Origin of the sequence: Natronomonas marina (genome assembly GCF_024298905.1) — an archaeon.
Lineage (GTDB): Archaea > Halobacteriota > Halobacteria > Halobacteriales > Haloarculaceae > Natronomonas > Natronomonas marina.
Genome location: NZ_CP101154.1, coordinates 1 through 17,275, shown reverse-complemented (window position 1 = coordinate 17,275; position 17,275 = coordinate 1). Strand labels below are relative to the sequence as shown.

Sequence of the window (17,275 nt, the reverse complement as noted above, 5' to 3'; positions counted from 1 at the left end):
GCGGCGCGCGCACGGTACACTTATGTGTCTCGTGTTGCGAACGACCGAACGTAACCCGATGGTGCGAAAGAAGAAGCTCAGCCCCAGTGGCGCCAAAGACGAGGACGGGGAGTACCACAACGTCCACGTCAACCTTCACGAGGACGAACTCGCCGTGGCAGGGATGGAGATCGGCGACGAGGTGTTCGTCCGGGTCCGGGACGGGAAGATAATCATCCAGAAGGCCGATCCCGACGAGGTCGAACACGACTTCTGAACGCCACTGCTCCCGACGCCGCACCGCGAGACCGGGGTGCTTAAGCGCCTCGGACGGTCCCTCCCGGTAATGCCCCTCTACGACCTGGCGAAACCCCTTCTGTTCCGGCTGGACGCCGAAACCGCCCACCGGACCGTCCACGAACTCCTGGCGGCCGTCCAGGACACGCCACTCGAGGGCCTCCTCGCCGACCACTACACGGTCGTCGACTCCCGACTCCGCGTGGAGGCGTTCGACAACACCTTCCTCAACCCGGTCGGCGTCGCCGCCGGCTTCGACAAGAACGCCGAGATTCCCCCGGCACTGGCCGCGCTCGGCTTCGGCCACATCGAGGTCGGCGGCGTCACCGCCGAACCGCAGGCCGGCAACCCCCGCCCGCGGATGTTCCGACTCCCCGAGGACCGGGCGCTGATAAACCGCATGGGGTTCAACAACGACGGTGCCGACCTCGTCGGCGAGCGCCTGGCCGGACTCGACTGCCGCGTCCCCGTCGGGGTCAACCTCGGGAAGTCCAAGTCCACCCCCAACGACGAGGCGGAAGACGACTACCTGTACACCTTCGAGCGCGTCCGCGAGGGCGGTCCCGCGAGCGGGGCCTCGCCGGACGCGTCCGGCGGTGGCGACTACTTCGTCGTCAACGTCTCCTCCCCGAACACGCCGGACCTCCGGGAACTCCAGCAGCGCGACCGTCTGGAGTCCATCCTCGGGACGCTGCAGGACGCCGGCGCCGCACCCCTGCTCGTGAAGCTCTCGCCGGACCTCCCCGACCCCGCCGTCGAGGACGCCCTCGAGGTCGTCGAAGAACTCGAACTGGACGGCGTCATCGCCACCAACACCACGACGAGCCGACCCGCCGACCTCCGGGGCGCGGCCGCCGACGAGGAGGGTGGTCTCTCCGGGGCACCCATCGAAGAAGAGGCGACGAGCATGGTCCGCTTCGTCGCGGAGCGCACCGACGCCCCCGTCGTCGGCGTCGGCGGCGTCTCCGACGCCCGCAGCGCCTACGAGAAGATACGCGCGGGCGCCTCGCTGGTCCAGCTGTACACCGGCCTCGTCTACGAGGGCCCCGGCATCGCCAAGCGAATCAACGAGGGGCTACTCGAGTTGCTGGAGCGGGACGGCTTCGACTCCGTCACCGAGGCCGTCGGCGCCGACCTGTAGCGCGGCCCCCGGTCCCGCCGCTCGCCCGACGGCCGGTTCCGTCACGTTCCCGCCGACGAGCCACGTCCCCGTCGTCCGGGCGACGTCGGCCCGCATCGCCGCCGGACTCCGGGGCGGCGGCCCCTCTCCCCGCTGTGTGCCGTAGGCGCCGAACCCCGAGTGGGTGACCCCCGACAGTTCGACGACCGTGGCGTCGTCCGGCAGCAAATCGCGGCGCTGTCGTTCGGTTTCGGCGTCGATGACCGCGTCCTCGGCGCCCAGCACCGACAGCACCCGGAGGTCCGTCCCCGAGAGGTCGCGGTCGCAGTAGGCGGCGTGCAACACCAGTCCCTCGAGAGCGGCAGCGTTCCCGGCGGCGTACCGACACGCCGTCGCGCCGCCCAGCGAGTGCCCGCCGACGTACCACGACTCGACGGCCGGCGCCGCCTCGACGGCCGCGTCGGCGCTGCCCGGCGACAGTATCGCGAGGTTGAGCGGGGCGTCGACGACCACGACCACCGCGTCCCGCCCCTCGACGATGCCGGCCGCCGTCGGGACGTAACTCTCGTGGTTCACGCGCGCGCCGGGGTAGTAGACCAGGCCCGTCGTCGCCGGCGTGACCGGGCCGCTCCGGACGACGGTCCCGCCGTCAAACCGCTCGACGGTCACCGAGTCGTCGGTCTCGACCGCCGAGACAGCGGCCTCGTCGGGGCCGTAGCCGATTTCGAAGTACGCGGCCGCTCCCGCGGCACCGAGCAGCGCGGCGCCGAGCAGTACCGCGAGGATGGTTATCGCGACGTTGCGGCGAGTCCACTCCACGTTCAATCGAGGCGTGCCGAAGCGATAAACGGACGGGACTACCGGAGCGCGTCAAGCCGGAACTCGAAGCCGGCCACGGGCACTTCCAGGTCGTGTTCGACCAGCACGCGTGGGTGGACCTCGCCGACGACCCCGACCGACTCGCCGTCCAGGACGACCTCGGCGGTCCGGCCGTCGATGAAGGAGGGGTGGTCGGTCGGCGGCGTCGACAGGTCGGCGTCGAACGCGCGGGCCAGCGCCTGCAGGCGTGCCTTCGCGTCCTCGTAGGAGGCGTCGTGTCGCGCGACGACGCCGGCCACCGAACGGTGCTCGGCGACGTGCGTCGGTTCGTCGTCGTCCTCGGCGGCGACCAGCCCGATCTCGGCGAGGTCCTGCGGGTACGCGCGGTGGGTGTTGTTCTCCAGGACCATCATGAGCGACGGCAGCGCCCACGTCCGGACGACGGTGTAGTCCTCGCTGTAGGGGCCAGTGATGGTCGGCGGCTCGCGGGCGCCGACGGCATCGTCGTCCGGCGACAGCCCCATCCGGTCGAACAGTTCGGCCTCGCTCGTCATGTGGAAGTTCAGCAGGTCCTCGAAGCCGAGTCCGACCAGCGCGTCGCGGGCGGCGTCCTCCAGCCGCGACGTTTCGTGGCGACCGCCCACCGTCGAGACGTCGGGGTACCGCGGTTCGAGGTCGTTGAACCCGTAGGCCCGGCCCACGTCGTCGACGACGTCCATCGGGTGCAGCACGTCGACGCGGTACGGCGGAACCTCGACCTCGTAGGTGAGGCCGTCGTCGTCAGTGTCGGTGTCGGCGTCCGTGTCGGCGTCGGTCCCCGCGACGGAGGCAGTCTCGGTCGTCCGGGTGGGCACCTCCTCCAGTTCGACCTCGTCGGCAGGGGTGCCGCCGGTGCCGCCGGCGCCGTCGTCGGTCGTCACCCCGAGCCCGGACCGCTCCAGCAGGTCGACGACCTCCTCGCCCGCGACGTCGATGCCGAGCGTCGACTCGATGCGGTCGTGGCCGACCGTCTTCGTGTCCGTCGAGAGGTCCGGCCGCCGGAGCGTCCGGTCGGCGTACTCGACGTCGACCGCCTCGATTCGGCCGCCGCGGGCGTCCAGGGCGTAGCAGACGATGGCGAGCATCCGGTCGATGGTCCACTGGTCGGTGCCGGTCATCTCGACGAACAGGTCCCGGGAGCCGGCCTCGACCTCCGTCCGGCGGCCGTTGATGACCGGCGGGAACGAGAACAGGCCGATGTCGTCGTAGATGGCCGGATAGCGGTCCAGGTCCGCGACGAGGTCGCCGTACTTGTCCCCGATGGGGTGCCCGGAGAGCACCGCCGCGGGCGTCCGTTCGGCGTCGTCGTCCAGCGGGACGAAGGTGTCCCCGTCGGGGTCGACGCCCCGGTAGACGATGCGCTTGTCGCCGTCCTCGCCGGCCGGCTTCAGCATCGCCAGGTCGTGGACGCCGATGGCGCCCTTCGCGCGCTTGCGGCCCATCGTCGCGTGGAGTTTCTCCTGCAACTGGATGAGCGACTCCAGTTCCGCCTCCCCGAGGTCCAGCCCCCGGACGACGGCGCCGGTGACGTAGGGCCGCTCGTCGGGGACCGACCCCTCGACCTCGATGGTCCACTCGGCGTCGTTGCAGTCCGGGACGTAGACGCCGCGGTCGGCGCCGTACTGGTAGCGCAGCGAGCGGGCGATGCCCTCGACGGAGAGGCGGTCCAGCCGGTCGGGCGCGAACTCCAGTTCGAACTCGCCGTCCTCGGTCTCGCCCTCGAACTCCAGGCCGAGCGCGAAGAGGTCCGACTTCAGTTCCTCGTCGTCCTTCTCCTCGTGGCCGGTGAGCCGCCGCAGTTCGTCGGGATCGACGTCGACGACGGGCATCAGTACACCACCTCCACGTTCCGCAGGAGGTCGAGGTCACACAGCGTCCCGTGGACGTCCCGGATGTCCTCGAAGCCGTACATCAGCATCAGCAGTCGCTCGAGCGCCAGCCCCCAGGCCATCACGTCGCACTCGACGCCCAGCGGCCGGAGCACCTCCTCGCGGAAGATGCCCGAGTTGCCGATTTCGATGAGTTCGCCCGTCTCGGGATGCTTGCCGAACAGCTCGAAACTCGGCTCCGTGTAGGGGTTGTAGTGCGGCTTGAACTCGAGGTCGGTGATGCCGAACTGCTCGTAGAACTCGGTGAACGTGCCCATCAAATCCCGGACAGACAGCTCCTCGGCCATCACCCACCCCTCGATCTGGAAGAACTCCAGCAGGTGGGTCGGGTCCAGCGTGTCGTTGCGGTAGACCTTCTCGACGCTGAAGTACCGCTGGGGCGGTTCCAGTTCGCCGACGGCCTCACCCGAGAGGTACCGCATCGACAGCGACGTGGTGTGGCCCCGCAGCGCGATCGCGCGGGCGAACTCCTCGCTCCACGGCGAGTGGTAGCCGTCGCCGTCCTCGCCGACGCCGTTGCGGTGGGCGTCCTCGACGCGGTCGGCGAGTCCCTCCGGCAGGTCCTCTCCCTCCATCGCCGGCACGTCCAGCGCGAAGCGGTCCCAGTGGGTCCGCGCCGGGTGGTCCTGCGGCATGAACAGACAGTCGTTTATCCAGAAGTCCGCGTCCGCGTGGGGGCCCTCCATCTCCGAAAAGCCCATGCCGACGAGGACGTCCTTGACGCGGTTGGCGGTCTGTCGGAGGATGTGCTTCTTGCCGCCGTCGATGGTCTCGGCGTCGGCCTCGACGTTGTACTCGGCGAACTCGACGTCGGCCCACTCGCCGGAGGTGAGCAACTCCGGCGTGACGGCGCCGACCGTCTCTGCGACCTCGACGCCCTCCATCAGCGCGGTGACGCCGTCGTCGGACAGCGTCACCGACCGGACCGTCGTCTCGGTCCGCTCGACGAGTCCGCGGGACTCCAGGCGCTCGAGGACGCCCGCGTCGTGGTAGCCCGCAGAGCCGTCGGCGACAGCCGACAGCGCCTCGACTTCGGGGTCGTCGCCGCCCGCGTCGGGGTCGGCGACGACCTCGCCGCCGTCGATATCGCCGAGACCCTTCCGGGCGAAGTTCGTCAGCGCGATGTCGACCGCCCCGCCCTCGAGGCCCGAGGCACCGACGAGACGGCCCATCTCGACGGGTTCCTCGTCGGCGCCGGCCTCGATGGCGGCCTCGTAGAGGCGGCGCTCCGGCAGGCCGTCCTCGAGGTAGCGTTCGCCCTCCTCGGTCAGCGAGAGTTCCTCGGCGACGTGTTCGTCGACCTCCAGCAGGCCCGCCGATTCGAGTTCGAAGGCGGCTCCGGTGACGGCGGCGGGGTCTTCCTCGAGTTCCTCGGCGAGCTGTGCGATCGTCTTCGTCTCGGTCGCGCTGGCGGCTCGAAGCAGCGCGACCTGCGTGTCGGGCAGTCTCATTGGCGGATGTGTAGGCGGCTGGCTGTTAGCGGTTCCGACTCGACGACGGGGTTTCTCCGGCCGACCGCTCGGGGTCGGCCGGGTCCACCCCGTCTACGGCGAGAAAAAGCCGAACCCGACAGCGACGGGGCGGTCGGAAGCGACGCCGTCCGTGGCGGGTTCGGGTGCCATGTGCGACCGATTGCCGCTCGGGAACAAAAGCGTTGTGTCCGCCCCTCACCGCATCGAGCCGGCGTCCACGAACGAGCCCTGCTCGGCGGTCAGCCAGCGGGTCGTCGCCGCCGCCTCGTCGGGGTCCGGCGGGTGCAGCGTGCACTGGAGCAGGCCGTCCTCGACGGTGGTCAGGCTCGCACACAGCGGCGGTCGGTCCGCCCGTCGCAGGGGCCGGTCGGCGTCGTGGTCGGTGGTCGACATCGGTGAGTTCTCCTCCGGGCGTGAAGAGAGGCCCGACCACCTTCAACCGGGACGACGGTTGCCGCGAATTCAATCGTTTTCGGGACGTTTCGAGCCGTTTTCGGCCGTTTCAGGTCCCGTGCTGCCAGCTGTCCATGTACTCGGTCTGCTCGTCGGTCAGTTCGTCTATCTCGACGCCCTCGGCGGCGAGTTTGATTTCGGCCACCTCGCGGTCCAGTTCGTCGGGCACCTCGTGGACGCCAGGGCCGTACTCGTCGCTGTGTTCGACCATCTCGCGGACGCAGACGGCCTGGACGCCGAAGCTCTGGTCCATCACCTCGACGGGGTGGCCCATGGCGACCGGCGACGCCAGGTTCACCAGGCGGCCGTCCGCGAGCACGTTGATGCGGCGGCCGTCGTCCATCCGGAACTCCTCGATACCATCCCGGACCTCCTGGCGCGACGCCGCGAGGTCCTCGAGGGCGTCGAGGTCGATTTCAACGTTGAAGTGGCCGGCGTTGGCCAGCACGACCCCGTCGGACATCCGCTCGAAGTGCTCTTCGACGATGACGTCGCGGTTGCCCGTCGTCGTGACGAAGACGTCGCCCTTCTCGGCGGCCTCGGCCATCGTACAGACCTCGTAGCCCTCCATGTGGGCTTCAAGCGCCCGGCGGGGTTCGACCTCCGTGACGACGACGTGGGCGTTCTGTCCCTTCGCCTTCTTGGCGACGCCGCGCCCGCAGTAGCCGTAGCCCGCGACGACGACCGTCTTGGAGGCAAACGAGAGGTTCGTCGTCATCGCGATGTTCGACAGCGTCGCCTCGCCCGTCCCGTGGACGTTGTCGAACAGCCGCTTCATCGGCGTGTCGTTGACGGCGAACATCGGGTACTTCAACTCGCCGTCGTCGTCCATCGACCGGAGGCGGTGGACGCCCGTCGTCGTCTCCTCGCAGCCCCCGACGATGGAGTCGATGAGTTCGGGGTAGTCCTCGTGGATGGCCATCACCAGATCGCCGCCGTCGTCGACCGTGATGGTCGGTTCGTGGTCGATGGTCGCCTCGATGGCAGCGTAGTACTCCTCGTCGTCGACGTCGTGTTTCGCGTAGGAGGTGACGCCGTCGACGGCGTCCAGCGCCGCCGACACGTCGTCGTGGGTCGACAGTGGGTTACAGCCCGTGATAGCGACCTCCGCGCCGGCCGCCGCGAGCACCTCCGTCAGGACCGCGGTCTTGGCCTCGACGTGCATCGCCATCGCCACGACCTCGCCGGAGAGCGGTTTCTCGGCGGCGAACTCCCCCTCGATGGCCGTCATGATTGGCATGTGCTGGCGGGCCCAGGCTATCTTCTTCCGCCCGGACTCCCGGGCGCTCGCGGGGTCGTCGAGCTGTTCGGTTATCGTCGGGTGGGTCATGTCCGCCACGAGGGGCGAACGCGGGAAAACGCTACCGCAACGGGACGAACCGCAGAAGGGAACGTCGCGCGTCAGTGAAACCGAACGGCGTCAGGCGCCGTTGCCGGGCGTCTCGTCGTCGTCGGCCTCCTCGTCGTCGCTCTCTTCGTCGTCTTCGTCATCCTCTTCGCTCTCCTCACTGTCGTCCTCTTCGTCGTCCTCGCTCTCTTCGGTGTCGTCCTCTTCGCTCTCTTCGTCATCGCCGCGGTCGTCCGGCGGGCCACGCTCGCCGTCCTCGGGGCCACGGTCCTCCGGCGGACCGCGCTCGTCGTCGCTCTCGTTACCCGCGTCCTCCGGCGGGCCACGCTCGCCGTCCTTCGGTCCGCGGTCCTCGGGCGGGCCGCGTTCGTCGTCGCTCTCGTTACCGGCGTCCTCCGGCGGACCGCGCTCGCCGTTCTCGCCGCCCTTGTCCTCCGGCGGACCGGCGTGGTCGGGCGCGTTGCCGGGGTTGTTCTCCCGGACGAAGTCCGCGATGGCCTGTCCGACGCTCTCGTTGCTGTCGCCTTCGAGGAGCTGCTGGACGAACAGCGAGACGCGCTGACCGAACGGAACGGTCGCGCCATCGTTCAGCGTGACCTCCGAGGTCGTCGTCCGGTTGCCGTCCTCGACGCTTATCTCCAGGCGAACGCCCTCGTCGGGGGCCGGAATCTCGACGGTGCCGTTCTCGTCCGTCGTGTACGTGCCCGTGCCCTCGTAGACGCTCTCGTTGTCGTCCGTGTCGGTCTCGTTGTCCGACGTCTCGTTGAGATCGTCCTCGTCCGTGTCGGTCTCGTTGTCCGACGTTTCGTTGTCGTCGACCGTCTCGTCGTCGTCCGTGTCGGTCTCGTTGACCTCCTCGTCGTCCGTCTCGTTCTCGTCGTCCGTCTCGTTCTCGTCTTCGTCGTCGGTGTCCTCGACGGCCGACACCGTCACGGTGGCTCCTTCGACGGAGCCGTTCGCGTCCTCGACGACGATGACCACGGTGTCGTTACCGGCGTCCCTGACGTCCATCGTCAGGTCGCCGTCGGTCTCCGTCTCCGTCTGTGCGACCGCGAAGGCGGGGCCGACCACCGACAGCACCAGGAGTGCCGCCAGTGCGACCGCCGTGATGCGCTGTTTCGAACTCATCTCACCTCGACCACAGGAACGATTCCTCGATAAAGGGGGTATCTCGTTCAGGGAGTTCACCCGGGTTTGCGTCTCGAATAGAGACTTTCAGATTCGTTTAGAAGATTCAAAAACGATTCTCGTCGTTTAATCCGCTATTCTGACGCCCGGTCGATCGCGGCCCGCGCGTGCCGCTCGGCCTCCCGTCGAACCGCGCCGGCGTCGAACGGAACGACCGCCCGGTCCCGCATCAGCACGTCGCCCCCCACGACGGTGTGGCGGACGTCCGACCCCCGGGCGGCGTACGCGAGGTGGCTGACGAGGTCGTGTGCGGGCGTGAGGTGCGGCGCCTCGAAGTCGACGACAGCGAGGTCGGCGGGCGCACCTTCCTCGATGCGGCCCGCCTCGAACCCGAGCAGGTCGGCGCCGCCCCCGGTCGCCGCCCGGACGGCCGCCCCGGCCGGGACCGCGCTGGCGTCGTCGGCCGCGAGTTTCCCGACCATCGCCGCGTCCCGGAGTTCGTCGAGGACGTCGAGGTCGTTGTTCGAGGCGGCGCCGTCGGTCCCGAGACCGACCGTGACGCCGGCGTCCAGCAGTCGCTGGACGGGTGCGATGCCGCTTGCGAGTTTCATGTTCGAGGCCGGACAGTGGGCGACGCCCACCTCGCGGTCGGCGAGCAGTTCGATCTCGGCCCCGTCGAGGTGGACGCCGTGAGCGATGAAATCGCCGGCAGCCAGCAGCCCCCGGTCGTCGGCGTACTCCAGCGGCCGGGCGCCGTGCTCCTCGACGATCGGCGTCACCTCGGCTTCGGTCTCGTTCGCGTGGTAGTGGACCGGAACGCCCGCATCGCGGGCGCGGGGGACGAACTCCGCGAGGAGGTCGCCGTCGACCGTCGTCAGCGAGTGCGGCATCAGCGCGGTCCGGATTCGGCCGTCCGCGGCGCCGTCGAGTTCGCGGGCGACGGCGAGACCCTCCTCGAAGTCGGCGCGGGCGTCGGCGTCGTCCTTGCCGACGGTGACGATGCCGTGGCCGAGTCGGGCACGGAGGCCGGCCTCCTCGACGGCCGCCGCCACCTCCGGGACGTGGAAGTACATGTCGCCGAAGGCGGTCACGCCGTTGCGTATCATCTCGAGGAGGCCCAGTCGGGCGCCGGCCCGCACGTCCTCGGGTTCGAGGGCGGCCTCGACCGGCCAGATGTCCTCCTGCAGCCAGGGGTCCAGCGGCTTGTCGTCGGCGTAGCCGCGAAGGAGCGTCATCGCGACGTGACAGTGGGCGTTGACCAGCCCCGGAACGACGAGACAGCCGTCGGCGTCGAGCGTCTCGTCGGGACCGTCGGCCGGGTCGCCGACCGAGACGATGCGGCCCCGCTCCCGGTCGACCACCACGTCGGCCTCGGTGACCGTCAGGTCGGGCGCGAGAACGTGCCCGCCCGATATCGCCAGTGTCTCCATGCCGCGCCGTTCGCCCACCGGGGGATTGAAACTGCCGACACGGCGCCGGCGGCGGCCTCATCGCTCGATTCCGGGGGCGCCTTTTTGACGGCCGACGGAAAACGGCCATCAATGATGGCGTGGCTGTTGCCGGTCTGTCTCCTCCTGACGGTGGTCGCCGGCAGCCTCTTTCTCGTCGCCTATCTCTGGTACCGTCACGCGCTCAGGCTCCACGCCGAGTCGCTGTTCCCGGAAGACGCCCTCGGCGTCCGGTTGCTCCGCTACGGCGGGGCGGCGGGACTGGCCTCCTTCGGCGGCTTCCTCCTGACGTTCGTCTTCTACCTGCTCGCTGCCGGGACCGGTAGCACGGCCGTCACCGCGACCGTCCCGCTGCTCGAGGTGGCGGTCGGCCTGTTCCTCCTGTCGCTGTCGACGTTCCTCGTCGCCGGCGTCGGCTACGGGACCGACGCGCTTCGTGAGCGATTCGGTGGCGTCCGATAGGGCAAAGGCCCGCCCCCCACAACCGGGGGTATGCACGTTGCCGTGCCCAACAAGGGGCGCCTGCACGACCCGGCGTTGAACCTGCTCGAGCGCGCCGGCCTGCACGTCCAGGACGGCGCCGACCGGAAGCTCTACGCCGACACCGTCGACCCCGAGGTGTCGCTGCTGTTCGCCCGCGCCGCCGACATCCCCGAGTACGTCGCCGACGGCGCGGCCGCCCTCGGGGTCACGGGACTGGACCAGGCACGGGAGTCCGACGTCGAACTGGTCGACCTGCTCGACCTGGAGTTCGGCCGGTGTCGGCTGGTGCTGGCCTCGCCCGAGGACGGCGGCGTCACCGCCCCCGAGGAACTGGCCGGCGGGACCGTCGCCACCGAGTTCCCCCGCATCACCGAACGGTACTTCCGGGACCTCGGCGTCGAACCCGACATCGTCGAGGTGTCCGGCGCGACGGAGTTGACCCCCCACGTCGACATCGCCGACGCCATCGTCGACATCACCTCCACGGGCACGACCCTCCGGATGAACCGGCTGTCGGTCGTCGACGAGGTGCTGGAGTCGTCGGTCCGGCTGTTCGCCCACCCCGACGTCGCCGACGACCCGAAGGTCCGGCAGGTGAAGACCGCCTTCCGGTCGGTGCTGGACGCCGACGGCAAGCGCTACCTGATGATGAACGTCCCCGAGGACGCCCTCGAGGACGTCGAGGAGGTCATTCCCGGCATGGGCGGGCCGACCGTGATGGACGTCGCCGGCACCGACCACGTCGCCGTCCACGTCGTCGTCGACGAGCGGGAGATCTTCGAGGTGGTGCCCGACCTCAAGGCGGCCGGCGCGAGCGACATCCTCGTGACCGAAATCGAGCGGCTGGTCCCGTAGCCGTCTGTGAAACGGCCGTTTGAGTTATCACAAGGGACTCGGTGCCGACCCCGGTAGGACCGGGCATGGACGCGACACGCAGACGGACGCTCCGGGCGCTCGGCGCGTCGGCCGTCGCCGCGACGGCGGCCGGCTGTCTCTCCGGCGACGGCCAGGAGGTGCCGACCGAGGACGGCGACGGGACCGGCACCGACGACGGAAACGGAACGGACGACGGGGACGGACCCGACACCGACGCGGACGGCGTGACGGTCGACGCGGTGAGCGTGCGACCCGAACTGGTGACGCGGAACAGTCCGGACTCCTACGGGACCTACGGCGGCCGGAACGAGCAGTACGTCGTCGTCGAACTGTCCGTGGAGAGCCCCGAGGCCCACCCGCCCGACTCCTTCGCCGTCGAGGCCGGCGACGAGACCCACGGCGTCGTGACGGACGTCGGCGAGGGCAACGGCTTCCTCGCGGAGTTCGACACGGCCTACGACCCCGAGGACGGCGACTCGGGGTGGCTGGCCGCCCGCCTCCCGAAGCCGCTGGAGGCCGAAAGCGCCGCGCTGACCTGGGACGGCGGCCGCCACGAGTTCGACGACCCCGTCCTGGAACGGCTCCGGCGGCCGCCGGCCGAGTTCCAGGTCGGCTTCGAGGCGCCCGAGTCGGCGGCCATCGGCGACACGGTGACCGCGACCGTCACCGCCGAGAACGTCGGCGACGTCGACGGCACCTTCGTCGGCGCGCTGAACCGGGTCGGGCCGCTCGTCGCCTACGCGCCCGAGGCCGCCGTCGTCCTCGACGTCGAGGCCGGCGACAGCGCCACCTGGGAGTTCACCCACGAACTCGACGAGAGCCTCGACGACCGCGAGGACCCCCGGATGCGACTCCATCTCGTGTGGGACGAGCAACGGACCACGAGAGAGGTCGACGTCGAACGACCCTGAACCGACTACTGAAACGAATTTCAGTAAACCCGCCTACAGAAATATCATTCAGATTAGGGTTAAGGGCCATCGGTCCGTACTACCGGATGTGATGAGACGGACCGGAACACCACGGCGGAAACGGACGGACGAACACGGCACGAGGGTGGTCGCGCTCACGGCGGTCGGCGTCGTCGCGGCGCTGGTCGGGGCGGTGCTCCTGGCGGCGTACCCGATCGTGACCGTCGCGGTCGGCGTCGCGGCACTGGTCGTCCGCGAGGCGTACCGTCGCCGGCCGGCGACCCGAACCGAGACGCGTCGGCCCCGCCTCGCCCGCGAGGCGCGTGCCGACCCCCGGTAGAACCCCCGCTTCGGCCCTCCACGACCGCGCCGACTTCCGATAGCAGCCACACCGACCGCCTTTTTGCTGTTTCGCCGTTTTCCGACCGCCAGAAACGGGGATAAAATCCGCACTCTTTTTTGCAAAAGATACTCAAACAGCGGGCGTGTTCCGGGAGGTGTGAGACCGACACGCAGACGGGTCCTCAGGTCACTCGGTGCGACGGCTGCCGGCGTCGCGCTGTCCGGCTGTTCGTTCCGGACTGGAGAGAACGGCGACGGCACGCCAACGAGGACGGACACGGAGACCCCGACTGGGACCCCGCCCGGGACTGCCACGGCGACTGAGACGCGGACACCGACCGATGAGAGCGGAGCGGCGGTCGTGTACGACACGACGGTCCGCCCGGAACTCGTCGACACGAACACGCCCGACTCCTACCGGGTGTATGGCAGCCGTGACACCCAGTGGATAGTCGTGGAAATCGTCACCGAGGAGAACGGGCCAGCGCCGGACACCTTCACCGTCGAAACGCCGACGGCGACGTACGAGACGACTACCGATGTCGGGGGGTGGAGCGGTATCTTGGCGGGTTTCGGACGGGCCTACGGTCGTGGGCGAATCGGGCGGGCCGGCTGGCTCGCTGCCCGCCTCCCGAAGCCGCTGGACGACGAGCGCGTCGCGCTGTCCTGGGACGGCGGCCGCCACGAGTTCGACGAGAACCTCGTCCGGAAACTGCGACGCCCCCCGGCAACGTTCGAGGCGTCCTACCGGGTATCCCGGGTGGAGGCAGTCGAGCAGGCAGCGGTCTCGACCGTCACCGTCCGCAACACCGCCGACGTCCCTGGCACCTTCGTCGCCGGTATCCACTACGCCGGGCCGCTCGTCATGGTGGGGCCCCGCATCGCGTTTCAGGTCCCTCCCGACGGGACCGAATCCACCTCTCGCCTGCACACCATAGACGACGTCTTCGAGGACGACTACGAGAGCGTGTCGCTCCGGTTGCGGTGGCGCGGCGGCGACGCCAGGCGGGAGGTCGAGTTCGTGGAGGGCGAGTGAGGCCAGACGGCGCCTCCGGTACCGACTCACCGACTACACGAGAAAGAGGTTGGCGAACGCGAAGGCGAAGATGGTGCTGATGGCGAAGTAGAACACCGAGACCAGCGCCGCGCCACGGGTCGTCAGCCCGTAGGCGTACCGGACGGCGGCGACGGCGCCGACGAAGGCGAAGGGAGCGATGAGTGCGGGGCTGTACTGGCTGAACAGCATCGCGATGAGGACGGGGACGGGTGCGGCCTTGACGGCGTGCTGGTGTGGCTCGTCGCCGAGCACCCAAAGCGCGGCGAGGTGGAGGGTGACGGCCGAAAAAGCCGTCGCCACGAGGAACGTGACGACGAGCGCGAGCGGGCCGCCGCCGACGATTTCTGCCTGCAACGGGACCATACGGGCGGTAGGTGGTGGTGACGGGAGTAGGTGTCGCTACCCGTCGAGCAGGCCGAGTTCCTCGAGGCGGGAGACGATCTTGTCGACGGCCTCCTTGGCGTCCTCGGGCTTCTTGCCGCCGGTGATGACGAGTTTCCCGGAGCCGAACAGCAGCGCGACGACGTCGGGTTCGTCCAGCCGGTAGACGAGACCGGGGAACTGCTCGGGTTCGTACTCGATGTTCTCCAGACCGAGGCCGATGGCGATGGCGTTCAGATTGAGGTTCCGGCCCAGGTCCGCCGAGGTGACGATGTTCTGGACGACGATTTCGGGGTCCTCGTCGACCTGGATCTCGAGGTCGCGTAGCTTGTCGAAGACGATACGGAGCGACTCGTGGACGTCGTCGGTGGACTTGGCGCCGGTACAGACGATCTTGCCGGAGCGGAAGATGAGCGCGGCCGACTTGGGTTCCTGCGTCCGGTAGACGAGGCCGGGGAACTGCTCGGGGTCGTAGTCCGCACCCTCGAGGTCCATGGCGACGCTCTGTAGGTCGAGTTCCTGTCCGATCCCCGTCGAGGCGACGACGTTCTCGATGTTGATGGTCTCCTTGGGGTCCTGCATGACTCGACTTAAAACACGTATTTAAGCTTTATAAATGTAGGTGGTCGTTTCCCGGGCGACGCACGACCGGCGGGGCGACCGCGCCGTTTAACAGCCGGCGGCGGCGACGGAGTGACGTGTACCTGCTGGAGCTGGCCGGCGACGACGACGCCTTCGCGCGCCGGGAGGCCGCCAGTCGCGGCTCCGGCGTCGAGGCGCTCGCGCCGGGGCTGGCGACGGCTCGCGGTGTCCGCCGGCCGGAGACGCTGGCCTACACCCGGCGGGTCTGCCGGCTGGTCGGCACCTGCGAGTCGACCGTCGAGGACGCGGTCGCGCTGCTGTCGGCGGCGTCGATCGACCACCCGCCGGCGGACACCGTCGCCGTTCGCGCCCGCGACGTCCGGGGAGTTTCCGGCGTCGACACGCAGGCCGCCGAGCGCCGACTCGGGTCGGTCCTCGTCGACCGCGGCTTCGCCGTCGACCTCGACGACCCCGACCACACGCTCGTCGCGCTGTTCTCCGAGACGGCGGCGCTGGGGTGGCTGGAGACCGAGACCGCTCGCGGATTCGGTGCCAGACGACCGACCGACAGGCCGTTCTTCCAGCCGGGGAGCATGGCCCCGATGGACGCGCGGGCCCTCGCCAACGTCGCCGGGGCCGGCCCCGGTGCGCGGATTCTGGACCCGATGTGCGGCACCGGCGGCATCCTCGTCGAGGCCGGCCTCGTGGGCGCCTCGGTCGTCGGCGTCGACGCGCAGGCGAAGATGGCCGCGGGCGCCCGCCGGAACCTCGCCCACTATCTCGACGGCGGCTTCGAGGTCTGTCGCGGCGACGCGACCCGGCTCCCCTTCGAAGCCGACGCCTTCGACGGCGTCGTCGTCGACGCGCCCTACGGCCGCCAGTCGAAGGTCGAGAGCGACTCCCTGGTGGCGCTCGTCGAGGGCGCCCTGACCGAGGCCCGCCGCGTCGCGCCGCGGGCCGTCCTCGTCGGCGACCGGCCCTGGAACGGGGCCAGCGAGGCCGCCGGCTGGACCGTCACCGCGCGGTTCGACCGCCGGGTCCACGGCTCGTTGACCCGGTTCGTCCACGTCCTGGAGTAGCGGCCGAGCGAGCGCTGCGGCAAGGACAAAGGCCAAGCGGTTCGCGCCGAAAGCGCCTGCATGGACAGTGATAACGACCGCCAGGTGGAGGACGTGATGACGCCCTCGGTGGCGACGATAGCCAGCGACGCGACGGTCAGCGAGGCGGCGACCGCCATGCACGAGCGGAACATCAGTTCCCTGCTGGTGCCGGGCGGCGAGACCGGCATCATCACGAGCACCGACGTCATCGGGGCGGTCGCGGAGGGGCGCGACCCCGAACGGACCCACGTCGCCGACCTGATGACGTCGCCCGTCGAGTCGATAAACGTCGGCATGCGGCTCGAGGAGGTCGCTGCGATGATGACCAACTACGGCATCAACCACCTCCCGGTCCGGGACACCGACGGCGACTACGTCGGCATCGTCTCCTCGACCGACCTCAGGGAGAGCATCGCCAGCCGCTCGGCCGAGCAGTAGGGCGGCCGACCGGAGCGAGGCCGCGGGATTGCGAGCGGTGACGAACGAGCCGAAAACGGTCGCGCCTATCGCCCGAGTTCGGCCAGGAGGCGACCGATGTGGACCCGGTCGCCGTTGCCCTCCGACATCTCGAAGTCGACCTCGCCGGCCAGCCGATAGAGACGGGCGAGTTCCTCGCCGTCGTAGCGGCCGCGGGCGGTCTCCAGCAGTTCCCGCAGCACCTCCTCGCCCTCGAAGCCCTCGTCGTAGAGCAGTTCGTCGAGACCGTCGCGGGCGTCGGCGAACTCGCCGGCGTCGGCGGCCTCGAGCATCGCCTCCAGTTCGTCGGCCATCCCGACGTCGCCCAGCGCCTCGTAGGCCGCCGTCATCGTCACCTCGCCGGCGGCTTCGGCGGCCATCTGTGCGCCCAGGAGCGCCTTCCGGAGGTCTCCGTCGCCGTAGCCGGCGACGTACTCGAGGCCGTCGGCGTCGTGGTCGACGCCCTCCCGGTCGACGACCCGCTGGAGGACCTCGACGGTCTCGGCGTGGGTCGGCGCCCGCATCGGGATGGGGAAGCAGCGCGACTCGATGGGCGGGATGAGCTTCGAGGGCTGCCGCGTCGCGATGACGAACTGCGTCGCCTCGTAGTGTTGCTCCATGACGCGGCGCAGCGCCTGCTGGAAGTCCTCGCGGATGGCCTCGGCGTTGTCCAAAAGGACCGTCCGGAAATCCCCGGAGACCGGCTGGTAGGAGGCCTGTTCCTTCAGGACGTGGCTTATCATGTCGCGCTTCGAGAGCTTCGAGCGGCCCTCGAGGAACTGCGAGAACCGAGGATCGGACCGGATCTCCTTCTTCGTCCGGTCGAAGAAGTCCGCGACGTTCAACTCCACGAAGTCGTTGTCGGGGTCGGCGTGGGTCGCCGCCGCGAGCGCCCGGACGGCGGCCGTCTTGCCGGCGCCGCGGGGGCCGTAGACGACGAGGTTCATCGGCTCCTCGACGGCGCGCTGGAGGCCCTCGCGGGCCTCCGGCTGTGGCAACTCCGACAGCGTGGGGGCGTGGGTCTCCGTCCACAGCGGCGCGTCCATGCCTCCGGTTCGGTCCCGCCCCGGCAAAAGCCCTCCTCTCCGCGTCGGC

18 protein-coding genes and 2 pseudogenes are annotated in these 17,275 nt (G+C 69.7%); 9 read left to right on the top strand and 11 right to left on the bottom strand.

Translation table 11 applies throughout. The features are described 5' to 3' along the window. Positions 1–58 precede the first annotated feature (58 nt). Positions 59–256, top strand: coding sequence for a hypothetical protein (locus NLF94_RS00095; RefSeq protein WP_254839429.1), 198 nt, complete (start codon positions 59–61; stop codon positions 254–256). 69 nt (positions 257–325) lie between these two features. Next, positions 326–1,417: a quinone-dependent dihydroorotate dehydrogenase gene (locus NLF94_RS00090; RefSeq protein ID WP_254839428.1), complete on the top strand. Its 1,092-nt coding sequence runs from the start codon at positions 326–328 to the stop codon at positions 1,415–1,417. Here the strand turns inward: NLF94_RS00090 and NLF94_RS00085 are convergent. The 8 genes and pseudogenes from NLF94_RS00085 to NLF94_RS00055 form a co-directional block, all read right to left on the bottom strand. After that, a complete protein-coding gene (locus NLF94_RS00085) occupies positions 1,352–2,215 on the bottom strand; it encodes an alpha/beta hydrolase (RefSeq protein WP_254839427.1) in 864 nt (287 codons plus the stop codon). The genes NLF94_RS00090 and NLF94_RS00085 overlap by 66 nt on opposite strands. A gap of 38 nt (positions 2,216–2,253) precedes the next feature. After that, positions 2,254–2,997: pseudogene (locus NLF94_RS21035) on the bottom strand (tRNA ligase subunit PheS family protein); the annotation flags it as partial. 141 nt (positions 2,998–3,138) lie between these two features. Next, a pseudogene (locus tag NLF94_RS21030) lies at positions 3,139–4,083 on the bottom strand (phenylalanine--tRNA ligase subunit beta); the annotation flags it as partial. Then, on the bottom strand, positions 4,083–5,594 hold the full coding sequence (pheS, locus tag NLF94_RS00075; RefSeq protein WP_254839425.1) for a phenylalanine--tRNA ligase subunit alpha: 1,512 nt from the start codon (positions 5,592–5,594) through the stop codon (positions 4,083–4,085). The gene pheS and the pseudogene NLF94_RS21030, both read right to left, overlap by 1 nt. A gap of 216 nt (positions 5,595–5,810) precedes the next feature. Further along, on the bottom strand, positions 5,811–6,008 hold the full coding sequence (locus NLF94_RS00070) for a DUF7511 domain-containing protein (protein WP_254839424.1): 198 nt from the start codon (positions 6,006–6,008) through the stop codon (positions 5,811–5,813). A 109-nt stretch (positions 6,009–6,117) separates the two neighbouring features. Then, complete coding sequence (locus NLF94_RS00065; protein ID WP_254839423.1) at positions 6,118–7,398, bottom strand: adenosylhomocysteinase; 1,281 nt, start codon at positions 7,396–7,398, stop codon at positions 6,118–6,120. Positions 7,399–7,488: 90 nt separating this feature from the next. Continuing rightward, positions 7,489–8,544 (bottom strand): hypothetical protein, encoded by a 1,056-nt coding sequence (locus NLF94_RS00060; RefSeq protein WP_254839422.1) that lies wholly within the window; start codon positions 8,542–8,544, stop codon positions 7,489–7,491. Positions 8,545–8,678: 134 nt separating this feature from the next. After that, positions 8,679–9,974: an amidohydrolase gene (locus NLF94_RS00055; RefSeq protein ID WP_254839421.1), complete on the bottom strand. Its 1,296-nt coding sequence runs from the start codon at positions 9,972–9,974 to the stop codon at positions 8,679–8,681. Between the two features lie 111 nt (positions 9,975–10,085). Between NLF94_RS00055 and NLF94_RS00050 the strand changes: the two genes are divergently transcribed. The 5 genes from NLF94_RS00050 to NLF94_RS00030 all read left to right on the top strand — a co-directional run bounded on the left by NLF94_RS00050 (position 10,086) and on the right by NLF94_RS00030 (position 13,640). Further along, positions 10,086–10,454, top strand: a complete 369-nt coding sequence (locus tag NLF94_RS00050) for a hypothetical protein (protein ID WP_254839420.1) — start codon at positions 10,086–10,088, stop codon at positions 10,452–10,454. A 30-nt stretch (positions 10,455–10,484) separates the two neighbouring features. Next, on the top strand, positions 10,485–11,330 hold the full coding sequence (gene hisG, locus NLF94_RS00045; RefSeq protein ID WP_254839419.1) for an ATP phosphoribosyltransferase: 846 nt from the start codon (positions 10,485–10,487) through the stop codon (positions 11,328–11,330). 65 nt (positions 11,331–11,395) lie between these two features. Continuing rightward, positions 11,396–12,262: a hypothetical protein gene (locus NLF94_RS00040; RefSeq protein ID WP_254839418.1), complete on the top strand. Its 867-nt coding sequence runs from the start codon at positions 11,396–11,398 to the stop codon at positions 12,260–12,262. Between the two features lie 91 nt (positions 12,263–12,353). Further along, entirely contained in the window at positions 12,354–12,602 is a 249-nt protein-coding gene (locus tag NLF94_RS00035; RefSeq protein WP_254839417.1) for a hypothetical protein, read from the top strand. Between the two features lie 159 nt (positions 12,603–12,761). After that, positions 12,762–13,640, top strand: a complete 879-nt coding sequence (locus NLF94_RS00030; protein WP_254839416.1) for a hypothetical protein — start codon at positions 12,762–12,764, stop codon at positions 13,638–13,640. A 33-nt stretch (positions 13,641–13,673) separates the two neighbouring features. Here the strand turns inward: NLF94_RS00030 and NLF94_RS00025 are convergent, their stop codons facing one another. Then, positions 13,674–14,024 carry a DUF7473 family protein gene (locus NLF94_RS00025; protein WP_254839415.1) on the bottom strand — a complete coding sequence of 117 codons (351 nt, stop codon included), beginning with the start codon at positions 14,022–14,024 and terminating at the stop codon, positions 13,674–13,676. A 36-nt stretch (positions 14,025–14,060) separates the two neighbouring features. Beyond that, positions 14,061–14,624, bottom strand: coding sequence for a TATA-box-binding protein (locus NLF94_RS00020; protein ID WP_254839414.1), 564 nt, complete (start codon positions 14,622–14,624; stop codon positions 14,061–14,063). Positions 14,625–14,740: 116 nt separating this feature from the next. Here NLF94_RS00020 and NLF94_RS00015 point away from each other — a divergent pair, with 116 nt between their 5' ends. Both NLF94_RS00015 and NLF94_RS00010 read left to right on the top strand, forming a co-directional pair. Further along, positions 14,741–15,703: a methyltransferase domain-containing protein gene (locus NLF94_RS00015; RefSeq protein WP_254839413.1), complete on the top strand. Its 963-nt coding sequence runs from the start codon at positions 14,741–14,743 to the stop codon at positions 15,701–15,703. Between the two features lie 60 nt (positions 15,704–15,763). Next, on the top strand, positions 15,764–16,162 hold the full coding sequence (locus tag NLF94_RS00010; RefSeq protein ID WP_254839412.1) for a CBS domain-containing protein: 399 nt from the start codon (positions 15,764–15,766) through the stop codon (positions 16,160–16,162). A gap of 65 nt (positions 16,163–16,227) precedes the next feature. Here the strand turns inward: NLF94_RS00010 and NLF94_RS00005 are convergent, their stop codons facing one another. Then, on the bottom strand, positions 16,228–17,226 hold the full coding sequence (locus tag NLF94_RS00005; protein ID WP_254839411.1) for an AAA family ATPase: 999 nt from the start codon (positions 17,224–17,226) through the stop codon (positions 16,228–16,230). Between the last annotated feature and the right edge of the window lie 49 nt (positions 17,227–17,275).

Coding starts and splice junctions, on each gene's coding strand:
- NLF94_RS00095 (WP_254839429.1), top strand. CDS start 59: ATGGTGCGAAAGAAGAAGCTCAGCCCCAGTGGCGCCAAAGACGAGGAC.
- NLF94_RS00090 (WP_254839428.1), top strand. CDS start 326: ATGCCCCTCTACGACCTGGCGAAACCCCTTCTGTTCCGGCTGGACGCC.
- pheS (WP_254839425.1), bottom strand. CDS start 5,594: ATGAGACTGCCCGACACGCAGGTCGCGCTGCTTCGAGCCGCCAGCGCG.
- NLF94_RS00070 (WP_254839424.1), bottom strand. CDS start 6,008: ATGTCGACCACCGACCACGACGCCGACCGGCCCCTGCGACGGGCGGAC.
- NLF94_RS00065 (WP_254839423.1), bottom strand. CDS start 7,398: ATGACCCACCCGACGATAACCGAACAGCTCGACGACCCCGCGAGCGCC.
- NLF94_RS00060 (WP_254839422.1), bottom strand. CDS start 8,544: ATGAGTTCGAAACAGCGCATCACGGCGGTCGCACTGGCGGCACTCCTG.
- NLF94_RS00055 (WP_254839421.1), bottom strand. CDS start 9,974: ATGGAGACACTGGCGATATCGGGCGGGCACGTTCTCGCGCCCGACCTG.
- NLF94_RS00050 (WP_254839420.1), top strand. CDS start 10,086: ATGATGGCGTGGCTGTTGCCGGTCTGTCTCCTCCTGACGGTGGTCGCC.
- hisG (WP_254839419.1), top strand. CDS start 10,485: ATGCACGTTGCCGTGCCCAACAAGGGGCGCCTGCACGACCCGGCGTTG.
- NLF94_RS00040 (WP_254839418.1), top strand. CDS start 11,396: ATGGACGCGACACGCAGACGGACGCTCCGGGCGCTCGGCGCGTCGGCC.
- NLF94_RS00035 (WP_254839417.1), top strand. CDS start 12,354: ATGAGACGGACCGGAACACCACGGCGGAAACGGACGGACGAACACGGC.
- NLF94_RS00025 (WP_254839415.1), bottom strand. CDS start 14,024: ATGGTCCCGTTGCAGGCAGAAATCGTCGGCGGCGGCCCGCTCGCGCTC.
- NLF94_RS00020 (WP_254839414.1), bottom strand. CDS start 14,624: ATGCAGGACCCCAAGGAGACCATCAACATCGAGAACGTCGTCGCCTCG.
- NLF94_RS00010 (WP_254839412.1), top strand. CDS start 15,764: ATGGACAGTGATAACGACCGCCAGGTGGAGGACGTGATGACGCCCTCG.
- NLF94_RS00005 (WP_254839411.1), bottom strand. CDS start 17,226: ATGGACGCGCCGCTGTGGACGGAGACCCACGCCCCCACGCTGTCGGAG.